Source organism: Bacillus sp. FSL R5-0820 (assembly GCF_038593385.1).
GTDB classification, from domain to species: Bacteria; Bacillota; Bacilli; order Bacillales; family Bacillaceae; genus Bacillus; species Bacillus altitudinis.
This window is the reverse complement of record NZ_CP151991.1, coordinates 1,916,082-1,931,933: the sequence shown is the minus strand read 5'-3', so window position 1 is coordinate 1,931,933 and position 15,852 is coordinate 1,916,082. Positions and strand designations below refer to the sequence as shown.

At 41.3% G+C, this 15,852-nt stretch carries 13 protein-coding genes and 1 other RNA gene; 10 read left to right on the top strand and 4 right to left on the bottom strand.

Annotated elements, in window-relative coordinates; translation table 11 throughout:
* Positions 1 to 27 precede the first annotated feature (27 nt).
* The 4 genes from NST15_RS09725 to odhB all read left to right on the top strand — a co-directional run bounded on the left by NST15_RS09725 (position 28) and on the right by odhB (position 7,164).
* Positions 28 to 906 carry a MoxR family ATPase gene (locus NST15_RS09725; RefSeq protein WP_017367449.1) on the top strand — a complete coding sequence of 293 codons (879 nt, stop codon included), beginning with the start codon at positions 28 to 30 and terminating at the stop codon, positions 904 to 906.
* An 11-nt stretch (positions 907 to 917) separates the two neighbouring features.
* The gene (locus tag NST15_RS09720) at positions 918 to 2,834 is read left to right on the top strand and encodes a VWA domain-containing protein (RefSeq protein ID WP_342498511.1); all 1,917 of its coding nucleotides are present in this window, start codon (positions 918 to 920) and stop codon (positions 2,832 to 2,834) included.
* Positions 2,835 to 3,058: 224 nt separating this feature from the next.
* Positions 3,059 to 5,893 (top strand): 2-oxoglutarate dehydrogenase E1 component, encoded by a 2,835-nt coding sequence (gene sucA, locus NST15_RS09715; protein ID WP_035391743.1) that lies wholly within the window; start codon positions 3,059 to 3,061, stop codon positions 5,891 to 5,893.
* Positions 5,894 to 5,907: 14 nt separating this feature from the next.
* Entirely contained in the window at positions 5,908 to 7,164 is a 1,257-nt protein-coding gene (gene odhB / locus NST15_RS09710; protein ID WP_007500721.1) for a 2-oxoglutarate dehydrogenase complex dihydrolipoyllysine-residue succinyltransferase, read from the top strand.
* A gap of 34 nt (positions 7,165 to 7,198) precedes the next feature.
* Here the strand turns inward: odhB and NST15_RS09705 are convergent, their stop codons facing one another.
* The 4 genes from NST15_RS09705 to NST15_RS09690 all read right to left on the bottom strand — a co-directional run bounded on the left by NST15_RS09705 (position 7,199) and on the right by NST15_RS09690 (position 12,778).
* On the bottom strand, positions 7,199 to 8,149 hold the full coding sequence (locus NST15_RS09705) for a bile acid:sodium symporter family protein (protein ID WP_342494161.1): 951 nt from the start codon (positions 8,147 to 8,149) through the stop codon (positions 7,199 to 7,201).
* Positions 8,150 to 8,300: 151 nt separating this feature from the next.
* Positions 8,301 to 9,125: a superoxide dismutase gene (locus NST15_RS09700; RefSeq protein WP_035391748.1), complete on the bottom strand. Its 825-nt coding sequence runs from the start codon at positions 9,123 to 9,125 to the stop codon at positions 8,301 to 8,303.
* On the bottom strand, positions 9,118 to 10,995 hold the full coding sequence (locus NST15_RS09695; RefSeq protein ID WP_342498510.1) for a prenyltransferase/squalene oxidase repeat-containing protein: 1,878 nt from the start codon (positions 10,993 to 10,995) through the stop codon (positions 9,118 to 9,120). Before NST15_RS09695 ends, NST15_RS09700 begins: the two co-directional genes overlap by 8 nt.
* A 298-nt stretch (positions 10,996 to 11,293) precedes the next feature.
* Complete coding sequence (locus tag NST15_RS09690) at positions 11,294 to 12,778, bottom strand: aldehyde dehydrogenase family protein (RefSeq protein ID WP_017359492.1); 1,485 nt, start codon at positions 12,776 to 12,778, stop codon at positions 11,294 to 11,296.
* Positions 12,779 to 12,987: 209 nt separating this feature from the next.
* Between NST15_RS09690 and NST15_RS09685 the strand changes: the two genes are divergently transcribed.
* The 6 genes from NST15_RS09685 (at position 12,988) to ssrS (ending at position 15,742) form a co-directional block, all read left to right on the top strand.
* On the top strand, positions 12,988 to 13,200 hold the full coding sequence (locus tag NST15_RS09685; RefSeq protein ID WP_017367443.1) for a DUF6501 family protein: 213 nt from the start codon (positions 12,988 to 12,990) through the stop codon (positions 13,198 to 13,200).
* Positions 13,201 to 13,249: 49 nt separating this feature from the next.
* Complete coding sequence (locus NST15_RS09680) at positions 13,250 to 13,387, top strand: YozQ family protein (RefSeq protein WP_017359491.1); 138 nt, start codon at positions 13,250 to 13,252, stop codon at positions 13,385 to 13,387.
* Positions 13,388 to 13,664: 277 nt separating this feature from the next.
* On the top strand, positions 13,665 to 14,006 hold the full coding sequence (locus NST15_RS09675) for a PH domain-containing protein (protein WP_008346505.1): 342 nt from the start codon (positions 13,665 to 13,667) through the stop codon (positions 14,004 to 14,006).
* Between the two features lie 177 nt (positions 14,007 to 14,183).
* The gene (locus NST15_RS09670) at positions 14,184 to 14,831 is read left to right on the top strand and encodes an SDR family oxidoreductase (RefSeq protein WP_017367442.1); all 648 of its coding nucleotides are present in this window, start codon (positions 14,184 to 14,186) and stop codon (positions 14,829 to 14,831) included.
* 91 nt (positions 14,832 to 14,922) lie between these two features.
* On the top strand, positions 14,923 to 15,423 hold the full coding sequence (locus NST15_RS09665; RefSeq protein ID WP_057079424.1) for a TraR/DksA C4-type zinc finger protein: 501 nt from the start codon (positions 14,923 to 14,925) through the stop codon (positions 15,421 to 15,423).
* 133 nt (positions 15,424 to 15,556) lie between these two features.
* Positions 15,557 to 15,742: non-coding RNA, 6S RNA (ssrS, locus tag NST15_RS09660), on the top strand.
* The last annotated feature ends 110 nt before the right edge of the window (positions 15,743 to 15,852 follow it).

Here is a 15,852-nt window from a genome sequence, read left to right as displayed (position 1 = left end):
ATGATCGAAGAGAGGAATTAATCATATATGTTTAACCAACCATCACTCCCAGAAGAAATTCAAGCAATGATCGAAGCAAAAGGAAAAGTTCTCGAAGAAGAATTTCGTCCGCTTATCGGAACAGGCGGCTATGAATCACAAGATACGTCTATTATTCAAGATGCCATGATTGCACTTGCCCTAGGAAAGAATGTTCTGTTAAAAGGACCGACGGGCTCAGGTAAAACTAAACTAGCAGAAACTTTATCTGCGTTCTTTCAACAGCCGATGCACAGTGTAAACTGCTCAGTTGACCTTGATGCAGAAAGTCTTATTGGCTATAAAACCATCCATAATGATGGACAAGTTGCTTCTATAGAATTCATTGAAGGACCCGTTACAAAAGCAATGAAAAAAGGACACCTTTTATATATTGATGAAATCAACATGGCAAAACCAGAAACACTGCCTATTTTAAACGGTGTGCTTGATTACAGAAAAATGATGACAAACCCATTTACAGGTGAAGTCGTTAGAGCAGAAGAAGGTTTTGGCGTGATTGCAGCAATCAATGAGGGATATGTGGGGACAGTGCCGCTCAATGAAGCACTGAAAAACCGTTTTGTCGTCATTGAAGTTCCTTACATTGGCGGTGGCATTTTAAAAGAAGTACTGCACACTCAATCCGTATTAAAGGATGAGCGGTTAATCGATCAATTCGTACAGCTCTCATCAGATCTCATCGTCCAAGCACACAATGGACAGGTCAGTGAAGAAGCCGCATCCATTCGCGCACTGTTAGATACATGTGATCTTGCGCAATATATCCCGCCGCTTCGTGCAATTGAACGAGGAATTGTAGAGAAGCTAGAAGATGACCGGGAAAAAGCAGCGGTAAGAAATATCGCTCAAACATTATTCGAGTGAGGTTCTGACTTTTGAAATTCATCAAATTTAATGACAGCAGAATCGATTCATTTCTATTTATGGAATTAACGGATTTAGCCAAAACACTTGCCAAAAGTGATGATGTGGAGCTTGAATACGGTGTTCAATCGTACTATGAACCGTTTGAAAAGAAAATTTTCATCAGCCATTTTTGGGATGATCGTCATCAAGAGGATATGATAGCAGGCCTAAAAAGTGATGTGTTTCTGCGAGCAGTAGGGACAGTGTATAGCGATCTTACAGTATTTGAAGACATCATTCGCTATGCCCACACATTATCCATTCCTGATGTGTGCAAACAATTGTTTATGCTGTTTGAAGATATCCGGATTGAAGAGCGGATTAAACGTGACCGCCCAGGAACAAAAAAGGTATTTAAACGGAGAAAAGAGCTTTACAGACGTCACTTTAAAACACAATTAACGATTAACCAAGAGCGCAGTATTTTAACAGACGCACTCTTTTGTGCGATATACGTGAAGCTGACAGCCGAATCTCCGCTTGAAGAAATTCCACCCCTTCATGAGCGGATAGATCCAATGATTCCGTTTATTGAGTCAAGTCTTGAACGTGTATATGACGCACGCTCGACATCTGATATCGCCATCATTGTGAAGGAATTGACAGAAGGCTTCGATGAGCTCCTTGAAAAGGATATGCTGAACACATACTTTTTCTTCCCAGAATTGGACTATGAAAAAGCGGCAAAAGAACCGCTTTTCCATGACCTCAAAAGAAAGCCTAAGTTAAGTGAGGATATAAAAGTCGATCGGGAAAAAGAGGGGGATGAAGACATCCATAATGAATATATGGAAGTATGGCATAGAGAAACGGAAGCACCATCTAAAAGTTTCCTTCAATTTGATTTAGAACACGGTGGTAAAAGCGATCTCGGTAAAGATGCGGCAAGAGAAGGTGACGATGGAGATCAGGCGCTTGGAACGGTTCAAGGTTCAGCCAAACAAACCCATCGAAAAGACTATTCAAAGCTTGAAGCACTAGAAGAGGCAGAAGGAGAAGAAAGCGGGGCAGATGCGCATGAGAATGGAAAAGAAAACAAATATGCATTTCCAGTCATCATTTCACCAGAACCTCCTTCACCAGAGCAAATAGATGTGTACAAGCAGCACGCAAAGGCAATCGAGCCTTATCAGAAACGCTTAAAACAAATGATTCAAAAAACACTTGAGCATAAAAAAACATGGCCAAAAACAGATCTTCATGCAGGACGTCTCAGTAAAAAGCTCATTCGTTATTTTACAGAGTCCAATCCTCGACTATTTTATAAAAAACAAGCGCCATCTTCTCAAATTGATGCTGTGTTCACTTTATTAGTTGACTGTTCGGCAAGTATGTTTGACAAGATGGATGAGACAAAAAAAGGGATTGTTCTGTTTCATGAAGCTTTAAAATCAGTGCAGGTACCTCATCAAATTGTAGGGTTCTGGGAAGATACAAATGACGCAACTGAAACAAGTCAGCCGAACTACTTTAACACCGTCGTATCGTTCAAAGATTCCTTATTTGACGCAGGACCATCCATTATGTCACTTGAGCCAGAAGAGGATAACCGGGACGGCTATGCGATTCGCCAAATGACAAAAATGATTTTAAAACGAAGAGAAGAGCAAAAGTTCCTCATTGTTTTCTCAGACGGAGAGCCGGCTGCATTCAGCTACGAACAAAATGGGATCGTGGATACACATGAAGCGGTTCTCGAAGCGAGAAAAAAGGGAATTGAAGTGATCAATGTGTTTTTATCCAATTCTCCGATTGAAGAGGCGCAGATGAAAACGATCCAAGATATGTATGGCAAGTTCAGCATTTTTGTACCGGATGTCGATACATTGCCAGATGTGCTATATCCATTACTCAAGAAATTGCTGCATAAAAGCATTGGGGCATAAGGTTTTGCCCCTTTCTTTAAAATATTTTTCGGAATGATTTAAATTTTTTGTTTTTCTTTGAATTTTTTATCTTTAATTGAACAAAGAATGTAGAAAGTAATCCGAAACAGTGGTAGAATATGATTGGAAGCGTTTTATTACATAAATTTGGTCATTGTGTTCTGGAAGTTATATCGAGATAGTGTTCAATCACTTGATGATCAAAGTTGGGGGTAGTGTTCAAAATGTTTCAAAATGATGTGAAACAACCGTTGAGTTGGGAAGAATTTCATGGTCCGAACCTCGGCTACGTGCTCGAGCTCTACGATCAATATGTCCAGGATCCTACTAGTGTTGATGAAGACATAAGAGGCATATTTGATGAACTTGGTGCACCACCGAGTGAAATGAAGGAGGAAATTGGGAAAAAAGAAAATAGCGTAGTTACTTCTGAACAAATCCAAAAGATAGCATCAGTCGTTAAACTGGCAGAAGACATCAGAACGTATGGCCATTTAAATGCTTCCGTCAATCCTCTTCGCAAAGAAAAGGAATTACAAGAGCTGTTTCCATTAAAGGAATACGGTTTAACTGAAGAAGACGTTAAGAATATTCCAATATCAATTATTAGTCCAGATGCACCTAAACACATTTCAAACGGCATAGAAGCCATTAACCATTTGAGAAATACGTATAAGCGTACCATTTCATTTGAGTTTGATCATGTACATGACTTCGAAGAGCGCAACTGGCTCTCTAAATCTATTGAGTCTGGTGAATTATTTAAGAAAAAACCAGCAGATAAACTAGTTTCTGTACTCAAAAGATTAACAGAAGTCGAGCAATTTGAGCAGTTCCTTCATAAAACATTTGTTGGACAAAAGCGTTTTTCTATAGAAGGATTAGACGCACTTGTTCCAGTACTTGATGAAATTATATCCGAGTCTGTTACACAAGGGACTTCAAATATTAACATTGGAATGGCACATAGAGGCCGTTTAAATGTATTAGCACATGTGTTAGGAAAGCCATATGAGATCATTTTCTCAGAATTCCAGCATGCGCCTAATAAAGAGCTTGTACCATCAGAAGGCTCTATCGGCATCAGCTACGGATGGACAGGGGATGTAAAATATCATCTCGGTGCTGACCGCCAAATCAAAGATGAAGATACAAAGAGTGCAAGAGTCACACTTGCCAATAACCCAAGTCACTTGGAATTTATTGATCCGATTATTGAAGGAAGCACTCGTGCTGCTCAAGAATCGCGTACTCAAAAAGGCTATCCAGTTCAAGACGTTGAAAAAGCGTTAGCCATCTTAATTCATGGGGATGCTGCATTTCCTGGAGAGGGAATTGTCGCAGAAACATTAAATTTAAGTCAATTAGTCGGCTATCAAGTGGGGGGAACGATCCATATCATTGCCAACAATATGATTGGATTTACCACAGAAAGCAATGAATCTCGTTCAACGAAATACGCTAGTGACCTTGCAAAAGGTTTCGAGATTCCAATTGTTCACGTCAATGCAGACGATCCAGAAGCTTGTTTAGCAGCTGTTCAGCTGGCGGTAGAATACCGTAAACGGTTTAAAAAGGATTTCTTAATTGACTTGATTGGCTACCGCAGATATGGCCATAACGAAATGGATGAGCCTTCTACTACTCAGCCAATGCTGTACGATGCGGTCAGAAAGCACAAAACGGTCAAGAATATCTTCGCAGATAAGCTTGTCACTGAGGGCCTTCTGTCAAAAGAACAAAGAGAAGAAATTGAGCAGGCTGTCACGGCAAAAATTGAAGAAGCTTATAAAAAAGTACCTTCAAAGAAAGAACATACGATTCAAGAAATCGAACTGCCAGAGCCTGTATCTAACGGCTTCCCTGCAGTTGATACATCTGTAGAGTTTGATGTATTAAGAAAGCTGAATGAAGAATTAATTAGCTGGCCGAAAGACTTCCAAGTATTCGGTAAGCTAAAGCGGATCCTTGAAAAACGTGCAAAAGTGTTTACAGATGATCGCAAAGTGGAATGGTCACTTGGTGAAGCACTGGCATTTGCATCTATATTAAAAGACGGTACGCCGATTCGAATGACCGGACAGGATTCTGAGCGAGGCACATTTGCTCAAAGAAACCTTGTTCTTCACGACAGTCAAACGGGAGATGAATTCATTGCTCTTCATGAACTGAGTGATGCAAATGCATCATTTACAGTCCATAACAGTCCACTGTCAGAAGGTTCTGTCATCGGGTTTGAATATGGTTATAATGTCTATTCTCCTGAAACATTAGTGATTTGGGAAGCTCAATTTGGAGACTTCGCAAATGCGGCTCAAGTGTATTTTGATCAATTTATTTCAGCAGGCCGCGCCAAGTGGGGACAAAAGTCAGGGCTTGTGATGCTCTTGCCACATGGATATGAAGGACAAGGTCCAGAACATTCTAGTGGAAGAACAGAGCGTTTCTTGCAATCAGCTGCTGAGAATAACTGGACAGTTGCGAACCTGACAAGTGCAGCTCAATACTTCCATATTCTTAGAAGACAGGCGAAAATGTTGCTTCGTGAAGAGATTCGTCCTCTTGTCATCATGACACCGAAGAGTCTGCTTCGTAACCCGAACACATTATCCGAAGTCCAAGAACTAACAGATGGACAATTCCGTCCAGTTCTTGAACAGCCGGGCCTTGTGCATGATCATGAAAAAGTAACACGCCTTGTGCTATCAAGCGGGAAGGTATCGATCGATATTAGTGATCGTTTTACTCAAATGGAAGACTCAAAAGATTGGCTTCATATTGCGAGAGTGGAACAATTATATCCATTCCCGGCCAAAGATATTAAAGCCATTTTATCAAAACTGACGAACTTAGAAGAAATCGTATGGGTGCAAGAAGAACCGCAAAATATGGGCGCTTGGGGATATATTGAGCCATATTTACGTGAAATTGCATCTGAAAAAGTAAAAGTACGTTACATCGGCCGCAGAAGACGTTCAAGTACGGCTGAGGGTGATCCAACTGTTCATAAAAAAGAACAAGAACGAATTGTATCTGATAGCTTGACTCGCAAAAACTAAGGGGGAAATGAAAAATGGCGGAAATTAAAGTACCTGAATTAGCGGAATCAATCTCGGAAGGAACAATTGCTCAGTGGCTAAAACAGCCGGGCGATTATGTTGAGCAGGGGGAATACCTGTTAGAACTTGAAACAGATAAAGTCAATGTCGAATTGACAGCTGAAGAATCTGGTGTTCTAAAAGAAGTACTGAAAGATTCTGGTGACACTGTCCAAGTTGGAGAAGTCATCGGAACGATTGCTGCAGGTGAAGCTGGCGGAAGCGAGTCCGCAGCTCCAGCACCTGAGCAAGATTCTGCACCAGCTTCGAAAGAAGAACCAGCAGCTGAACAAAAAGAAGAGGCAGCAAAAGAAGAGCCGAAATCTGGTAATGGCAGAACGATCGCTTCTCCAGCAGCTAGGAAACTAGCAAGAGAGAAGGGGTTAGACTTATCTGAGATTCCAACCGCAGATCCGCTGGGCAGGGTACGAAAGCAGGATGTAGCTTCTTACCAAAAGAATGAAGCTCCTGCAAGTGCACCGAAAGCCGCGCCAAAAGCAAATGCTGCGGTGCAAAATGATCAAGCAGGGAAACCAGTTGAGCGTGAAAAAATGTCACGCCGCAGACAAACCATTGCAAAACGTTTAGTTGAAGTTCAACAAACGGCAGCCATGCTGACAACATTTAATGAAGTCGATATGACAGCTGTAATGGATCTAAGAAAGCGTCGCAAAGATGCCTTCCTTGAACAAAACGATGTGAAACTGGGCTTCATGTCCTTCTTCACAAAAGCAGTGGTAGCAGCACTTAAAAAATATCCACTTCTCAACGCAGAAATTCAAGGTGATGAGCTTGTCATTAAAAAATTCTATGACATCGGTATCGCTGTAGCCGCCAATGAAGGGCTTGTGGTACCAGTTGTCCGTGATGCAGACAGACTATCATTTGCTGGAATTGAAAAAGAAATCGGTCATCTTGCGAAAAAAGCAAGAGATAACAAATTATCGCTCAATGAATTACAAGGTGGATCATTCACGATCACAAACGGAGGAACATTTGGTTCTCTGCTTTCAACACCAATTTTAAACAGTCCTCAAGTTGGAATTTTAGGTATGCATAAAATTCAGCTTCGTCCTGTTGCAATTGATGAAGAACGCTTTGAAAACCGTCCAATGATGTATTTAGCTCTTTCATACGACCACCGTATTGTCGATGGTAAAGAAGCTGTTGGGTTCCTTGTCACGATTAAAAATCTACTTGAAGATCCTGAACAGCTATTGCTTGAAGGATAATCGAAAGAAGAAAAAGCTAGTACCGATGAAGGTACTAGCTTTTTTTGTCTTTATTTTCTGGGTAGCCTCTTTTTGACCAAAATGTTGCCAGCCAAGAGCCAGATAAATTATGCCATACGCTAAAAATGGCACTGGGGACGGCGGCAAGTGGAGAAAAATGTGCTGTTGCAAGAGCTGCGCCAAGTCCAGAGTTTTGCATCCCTACTTCTATTGAAATCGCTCGTTGAGAAGGAATGTCCATCTTACACCATTTTGCAATGAGGTAACCCAATAATAGACCAAGAGCATTATGTAAAACAACAACGGCAAAAATAAGCAGTCCAGATTGCAGAATCTGTTCTTTATTTGCGCTGACAACAGCTGCAATGATGGCGACAATGCCAGCAACAGATACAAGTGGGAGTGCTTGTACAGCATATGTCACTTGTTTTTTAAAAAACAATTTGACGATGACACCTAAAATAATCGGAATTAAGACAACTTGGACAATCGACAAAAACAAAGCACCCGGTGATACAGATAACCAAGATTTTGCAAAGATATAAATAAAAACAGGGGTCAAAATGGGAGCAAGTAGGGTCGAGATCGTTGTCACGGCAACGGATAAGGCCGTATTTCCTTTCGCCAAAAAGGTCATTACATTGGATGCAGTCCCGCCTGGACAGCAGCCAACGAGAATGACACCAACAGCGATTTCAGAAGGCAAATGTAATCCATAGGCCAATAAAAATGCAATGAGTGGCATCAGTGTATACTGCGCTAAAACCCCGATCAATACATAAAGAGGCTTTCTAAAAAGCTCTTTAAAATCTTCAGAAGACAGCGTCAGCCCCATGCCAAACATAATAATGCCAAGTAAAAAAGGGATATAAGGTCCAATCAAAGAAAATGCCGCCGGAAAAGCAAAGCCTAAACAAGCAAAGACAATGACCCAGATGGCAAATGTTCTTCCTGCAAAATGACTAATGCGTAAAAGGATGTTCATACTATCTTTCAACTCTCTTTCTTTTCATATCTTTTCTATTTTAAATGAATTTTCTGAAAAAACAACCTATGATTTTGCATCAGGTGCTTATAATATTATTATGTAAACTAATAAAAACCCACATAGTAAATGAACTATGTGGAGTATGCGATCAAAAAGGTGTCCATTTCACTTGTTGAGCCTGTTTTAGTCTTGCTTCTGGCTCACGCCAGTCAACGACATTCCACCACCGGTCTACATATTGCGCCTTTTCATTTCGATATTGGAGGTAATAGGCATGCTCCCACACATCAAGAGCAAGAAGGGGGATGACGTCCCATTGCGAGAGGAACTGATGGCGCTCTGCTTGTAAAATGTCTAAACGCTGAGATCGCGGAGACCATACAAGGATCGCCCATCCGACACCTTCTACTTGTTTGGCAGCAGCTGAAAAATGTGACTTGAACGCCTCATAGCTGCCAAATGATTGATCAATGAGACGAAGCATTTGACCAGTAGGTTTTCTTTTCCCTGAAGGACTCATGGAAAACCAAAAGATACAATGTAAATAATGTCCTGCCCCATGAAAGGCAAGCTCACGTTCCCAATGCTTGATCATGGTAAAGTCGTTGGTTCTTCTTGCTTTTTTTAGCGCAAGTTCAGCTTGATTTAGACCATCAACATAAGTTTGATGATGCTTTTGATGGTGCAAGTACATAATTTCTTTTGAAATATAAGGTTCGAGCGCGTCATACCGATAAGGCAGTGGTGGTAACTGATGATTTCCAGCTGCTACATCGCGCACTTCTTCGTGTGGATGCTGCATGTCTTCTGCAATCCTTTCGGCTAGTTCGTACCATTCTTGTTCACTGGAATCATCATCCTCCATTTTGAGTCGTAAATGTTCCACTTTTCGATGGATATTATCATCTTGCCACACATGTTGAATCGTGCTGAGCCACTCTTTGAGCTGTGAGCGATATTCTTCTTTATTCATGTATACGCCTCATTTCCTCTAAAAATGTAGAACAAGCCATCATCGGAAACACAAATGGGTAGCTATGATAGGTGATGTAAAATTGTTTTGGCAGTCCAATGCCGACCGGATAGTACATGGCTTCTTCAGTATGGTGATGGTTCACTAAAAAGTAGACAGCTTTCAAAATGGCTGCGTTATTTGCTTTCTCATATTGGAGGAGCGCCTCTGTCGCCCATGCGGTTTGAACCACTGTGCCAAAGGGAAGCGGGACATAGGTTTTCAGTTCTGCACTTTTACACGATTCTCCGAAACTGCCATCTTCAAGCTGAATCTGCTTTAGGAAACGGCACGCTTTTTGCACAGCAGGGTGTGAGGAGGGAATGCCAGCCGCTTTCAGTCCTGTTAACGCTGCCCAAGTTCCATAAATATAACAAACACCCCATCTGCCAAACCATGATCCGTTTTTCTCCTGGTGGTCAATGAGCCATTTTACACATCGATCTTTTTGCCTGAGAATCGTGGGTGAAGCAGTATCTTTTTCTTCTAAACCAATCAAATGGAGTACACGACCAGTAATATCAGGAGTTGACGGATCAATCGCCGCATCCTCCGCAGATTCAAGCGGAAGGTGACGAAGCAGAAAGTGATCTTGATTTTTTTCAAAAGCAGAAAAGCCGCCATCACGGTTTTGCATGGAGAGAAGCCAGTCATATCCTCGTTTCCACTGAAGTGGAGCGTATTCCTTTGGGAGCGCTTTTAACACAATTTGCGTGTCATCACAATCAGGATTATTCGTATTGATATGTGAGAAACCAAAGCCCCCGGGAGCAGCATGACGGTTATGAACTGCCCAATCCGCTTTCTTCATTTGCTGCCGGTCTATCAAATAGGTGAAGGAATTCATGATCATGGGATCTTCTCGTTTTCTTCCTGCTCTTTGAGAAGCGTAACTGACAAGCGCTGTATCCCACACAGTCGAGGTGGAATTCTCAGCATATATCTTGCCTTGACAGGAGGTGACGAGCTTTTTCATACCTCTGACTGCTTTTTGGATGAGATGATGTCCAGGGGAGTACCCAAGGCTCATGAGGGCATAGACCATAAAGATGGTTGCACTTAAGTAACTGTACAGCGTCCCATCTTTTTCAAGACGGTCAAACATGTATCGCTTTGCCGCTTCATATCCGAAAAAGTCGAGCCGGCTGTCGAGGGCTGTATATGACCGCATATACATGAGGAAGTCATCAGTCGAACGTTCTTCTCTTGCCATAAACCAGTCAAATGGATTTTTAGACATGTTTTCATCAAGATGGGCTAATGATGGAAACGCAGCATGAGAGGTATACCGTTTGTTCAGTGCGATCATCATGGGTACAAAATGAATCCTTGCATAGGCACTAAGGTGGTAGAAGTGTAGCGGAAAAGACGTAGGGATGAGTAAAAAGGAAAGAGGTGCATAGAAGTAGGGCCAAGGGTGCATGCCATTTACGGCAAGCATCCACTTTGTCATAAAATGAACGTTCTTTAGGCCACCTTTTGAGCGAATATATTGTGCTGCTTTTTCCATATGGGGCTCGTCTTTTTGAAATCTGCCAGATGCGAGCATTCCGCAATAACCTTGTACTGTAGCTGTGAGATGTCCTGACTGGTCATGATACAAAGAAAAGGAACCATCTTCATTTTGTTTGGCATGTATTGCTTCGGCCAATTGATGGATCAATTGCTGATCGGGGTCACCAACGGCTTTTAACAGTATAATGAAAAAAGCATTTGTCATCATAGGTCCTTCAAAGCAGAAAATAAATGCGCCATCTTCTCTTTGTCTGCGTCCTACCTGCATGTGCAGTTCATCGATATATTCGTTGACTCTCGTTTTAAAATCTTGCATTCGGCCATGCTCCTTTCCTTTATCACTATATTCAGGAGTCGGCCTGTCACATGACAGCTCAAAAAAAGCCGATGACATCGTCACCGGCTCAGCGTGTAGACAAACCCTCGCATTCTTTGTCAGTCCTGCGTTCCGGTGCTCACGAATGTCAAATTCGCTCCGCTCCAGTACTCGTCCTTCCTAGACTGCAAAGGTTTTCTATCACGCTGAAAAAAAGACAAAAGGCTAAAATCAAGTTCATTTTAGCCCTTTGTCAACAATCTGAGCCGATGACATCGTCATCGGCTTTCTTAAATGATTAGTCTTGCAGATTAATCCACACGCTTTTGACTTCTGTATAGTTGTTTAGGGCATATGATCCCATTTCTCTGCCAAGGCCTGACTGTTTATATCCGCCAAACGGGGAGGCGGCATCAAAGACATTATAGCAGTTGACCCAAATGGTTCCTGCTTCTAGGCGTGCAGCGATATCGTGGGCATGCTTTAAGTTTTCTGTCCAAAGTCCTGCCGCTAACCCATAGTCAGATTGATTGGCCCGTTCGACCACTTCATCAATGGAATCGTAAGGAATCGCAGATAGAACTGGGCCGAAAATCTCTTCTTTTGCGATTGTCATTTCATCTTCTACATCTCTAAAGACAGTAGGGGAGACGAAATAGCCTGCTTCATAAGGGCAGTCACCACCGACTACGGCTGTTGCACCTTCTGACTTCCCTTTTTCGATATAACCTAACACACGTTCATGCTGCTCTTTACTCACTAGAGGCCCGATCTGGGTATCATGATGAAGACCAGCTCCTTGTTTTAATGATGTCGCATATTTAGCCATTTGATCGACGACTTCATCATATTGGCTCCGGTGCACAAAGACCCTCGATCCTGCACAGCACACTTGACCTTGGTTAAACATCACGCCGTTTAATGCACCTGGAATGGCTTTCTTTAAATCGGCGTCTGGTAAAATAATATTCGGCGATTTTCCGCCAAGCTCTAAAGTAACACGCTTGATGGATTTGGCTGCTTTCTCCATGATCAATTTCCCAACACTTGTTGATCCAGTGAAAGCCAGCTTATTGACATCAGGGTGATCGGTTAATGCTTCACCGGCTGTTTCACCAAATCCAGGAACGATGTTAATCACGCCTTCTGGGAATCCGGCTTTATCCACTAATTCAGCTAAATATAAAGCAGATAGCGGTGTTTGTTCGGCTGGTTTTAAAACGATGGTGCAGCCTGTTGCTAGTGCAGCACCCATTTTCCACATGGCCATGAGCAGCGGGAAGTTCCAAGGAATGATTTGTCCCACAACGCCAACAGGCTCATGGCGAGTATAATTAAAATATCCCTGGCTGACAGGAAGGGTTTGTCCAGTCATTTTTGTGGTCCACCCTGCATAATAGCGCATGTGCTCAATGGCAAGAGGGATATCCGCATTGGTTGTTTCATTAATTGGTTTTCCATTATCAAGTGTTTCCAGCTGAGCTAGTTCTTCTTGGTGTTCTTCCATTAAATCTGCCAGCTTAAACATCAAGCGGGCACGTTCGGCTGCAGACATAGAACGCCAAGGTCCATGGAACGCCTTTTTAGCAGCTTTTACTGCCTCATCAATGTCGGCTGCACCTGCTTCATATACATCAATAAGGGTTTCTCCTGTGGCAGGGTTAGGCGTAGAGAATGTTTTGTTATCATGACTTGTGACAAACTGACCGTTAATGTAGAGTTTTTTCGTCCCTTGGAGAAAAGATTCGAGTTTTGAACTGATTTGAAGTGTTGTAGAGCTCATAAATAAACAAACCTCCTTAAAGATATGGGTTGTTCTGCGAGTTCTAGGTGGAAAAAGTGGACATGAAGCAATTTTTATACGCACACATATGTAAACGTATACATTTATCATATTACACGACATCTTTGAAAGCAATCGATAACACTCATTGCATTTCACGAAAAATTGGCTACAATAAATGTATAGATGAAAAAAGGAGTTTTTAAATCATGATCCATCAAAACTGGCAAACGGCTGAAACGGTAAAACAAGTAAAATGTGTACATACAAATGCGAAAAAATATATGGTTGACCGGGCATTAACGGTTGGACACACATATGATGTGAAAAATGAAACAGAGGAATTTCTCTTTGTCGTTGATAATACGGGTAAAGTAGGCGGGTATTACAAAGAGTATTTCGAAGACAATTCTGCTGAATGATTTTGAGGGTCATCACTCATACTAAGAAAAACAGTAAAGGGTGATGATAATGAAAAAGCAGCAGCAAGAAGAGCAGAAACATCAAAATGCTTGGCATGACAATGAAGATGCTGATATGGCGATTACACTTGAGCAAATTTCTGATGTGTATGCCGAAGGAACGATTGATACCCCGAAAGATGAATAGTCATTTAAAACAGTGGTTTTACATAATCACTGTTTTTTTTATGGTCTCATAACGAATGATTTCTTGAAAAAACTGAAACTTTTTTCCTGCTTTAACAGTCTAAATAAGTAGAGGAAAGAGCATCGGATCAAAAAGAAAAAGTTAAATGAAATTTAATCTATTCGTAATGGAATAACGACGATTTATAGCGTATTCTATAAGTGAGAATAAAACGTACCCACAGAGCCGTGTGGCCGTTTTGTCATAAAGGAATTTGATGCAGGAAGAGGGGGTTTACGTGGGTATTTTTTCTGTCAGTAAACAAAATGATCATAAAAAATTCGAATCCTTATTAATTGAAGGAGAAAGAATTGAGGCTGTTTACAGACTGCGTCACGACCAAATTTGTTTCACCAATAAACGACTGATCTTTGGCGATAACCGCGTATTTTCTAAAAAGAAAGTCAGGGTCTCCTTGCCGTATCGATCAATTGAAAGTTTTGCCATTCAAGAAGCTGGCGTGTTTGATCAGGACACTGGTATGCTGCTTGTTACAAGCTCAAAAGTATTTGAACTCGATTTTTCTAAAGATACAGATTTGAGTGACGTGCAGGCCATTTTAACAAAACATCTTTGCTGATCAACGATGCGATTACATAGATCACATGCACTTTTCTCATTCTTTGTTCTTATTTTTATCTATCGCACATCTCTTGAGCTTTTCCCACTACAGTGGGGAAGGCTTTTTTCTATTCATGTGTTTGAATCACAACAAAAAAGGATAAAGATGAAACAGATACAGAAAGGAGAATGAACAATGAAAGTATTAGTTGCTGGAGCAAACGGACATACAGGGAGACTTGTCATTCGATATTTAAAAGAAAAAGGACATGAGCCGCTTGCTCTCATTCGAGATGAAAAACAAGCAGATGCGCTAAAAGAACTTGGTGCAGCGCCTGTCATCGGTGATCTTGAAAAGGATGTGACAGATGCTGTGAAGCAAGCAGAAGCTGTCATCTTTGCAGCTGGTTCAGGCTCAAAAACAGGTGCAGATAAAACCATCGCTGTTGATCAAGAGGGGGCAAAACGCCTCGTTGATACAGCCAAAAAAGAAAATATTCAGCATTTTGTGATGCTGAGTTCTTATAATGCCGACGATCCTCATCAAGGAAAAGGACAAGGCAGTATGGAGATTTATTATGAAGCGAAAAGAAAAGCCGATGAACATTTAAAACAGTCTGGTCTTTCTTACACCATTGTGCGGCCAGGAGCACTGCTGCATGAGGAGAAGACAGGGAAAATAGAAGCGGCGGCTCATATTCCAGACGATCGTGACATTGAGATTTCCAGAGAAGATGTAGCCACTGTCTTAGTGGAAAGCTTAACGGAATCCAATGTGAAAAATAAAGCCTTTGACTTAATCAAAGGTGATACACCAGTAGAAGAAGCACTTCGCAATCTTTAAATGAAGAAAGCTGCTGCCAAAGAGGCGGCGGCTTTTTTGATGTTTTCATTTCGCATGGAGCGGGAAGGTAAAAAGAAAGGAGTGATTGACCGTGAGCTTAACGAAAGAGCAAAAAGCTGATTTATATGAAAGACTTATTCAATTAAAAGAAGATGTGAAAGGATCAAAAAAGAAAGAAGAATCCATGCTGGCCGAATCGAATGAGATTTCAAATGGTGTTGGAAACCATATCGCAGATCACGGAAGCATCTATTTAGACCGCATGACCGAACAGACGCTAGATCAAGTCGATGATCAGCTCGAAGGTGAAATTGATGCAGCGCTTAAGCGGATGGAAGACGGAACATATGGAATTTGTGAAAAAACAGGAAAAGACATCCCATATGAACGTTTGAAAGCAGTACCCTATACTCGTTATTCAATTGATGCAAAGAAAAATGAAGAAACCAATCAAGATCCAAATGAATTTGACCGTTCGTTCTCTGAGCAAATGCGTGATTTAACAAATAGAGAAACGATGGATCAAATGCATTCAGATACGTATGAAAGGCTAGAAGAAGAGCAAGATGTTGATGTAGATGAGGAAAAATAACATGATGAGAGGAATTTATGTTTTCTCAACATAATGTTTTTCCCCGTCTACATGGACAAATATCTTGTATACATGAGTATTTTTTTAGAAAAAACATATCTTGAAATTTAATAAACTTTCGTGTAGTATAGTTTAAAGGCTGCGATGCGCGTAATGTTAATTAAGTTTTAACCTTTAAGCTGTAATAGGGAGTTTTATATTGAAGCCGGAATGTCACGCCTCCTTCGAGAGGAAGACAGGAACGTTTCTGCAAACACCCACTTTGAGGAGTGGTGGTTTAAAACTTTCTTACTTAGATTACGGCATCCGCAGCTTTTCCTAGGATGATTCAAGCCATTTTCCATTTTTGGAAAATGGCTTTTTATTTTGTCCAAAATACGATTTTGAACAGACCAAATGTAGATGGACAAATGTATGTTAAAATAGACA

Coding starts and splice junctions, on each gene's coding strand:
- sucA (WP_035391743.1), top strand. CDS start 3,059: ATGTTTCAAAATGATGTGAAACAACCGTTGAGTTGGGAAGAATTTCAT.
- NST15_RS09705 (WP_342494161.1), bottom strand. CDS start 8,149: ATGAACATCCTTTTACGCATTAGTCATTTTGCAGGAAGAACATTTGCC.
- odhB (WP_007500721.1), top strand. CDS start 5,908: ATGGCGGAAATTAAAGTACCTGAATTAGCGGAATCAATCTCGGAAGGA.
- NST15_RS09690 (WP_017359492.1), bottom strand. CDS start 12,778: ATGAGCTCTACAACACTTCAAATCAGTTCAAAACTCGAATCTTTTCTC.
- NST15_RS09670 (WP_017367442.1), top strand. CDS start 14,184: ATGAAAGTATTAGTTGCTGGAGCAAACGGACATACAGGGAGACTTGTC.
- NST15_RS09725 (WP_017367449.1), top strand. CDS start 28: ATGTTTAACCAACCATCACTCCCAGAAGAAATTCAAGCAATGATCGAA.
- NST15_RS09695 (WP_342498510.1), bottom strand. CDS start 10,995: ATGCAAGATTTTAAAACGAGAGTCAACGAATATATCGATGAACTGCAC.
- NST15_RS09685 (WP_017367443.1), top strand. CDS start 12,988: ATGATCCATCAAAACTGGCAAACGGCTGAAACGGTAAAACAAGTAAAA.
- NST15_RS09700 (WP_035391748.1), bottom strand. CDS start 9,125: ATGAATAAAGAAGAATATCGCTCACAGCTCAAAGAGTGGCTCAGCACG.
- NST15_RS09680 (WP_017359491.1), top strand. CDS start 13,250: ATGAAAAAGCAGCAGCAAGAAGAGCAGAAACATCAAAATGCTTGGCAT.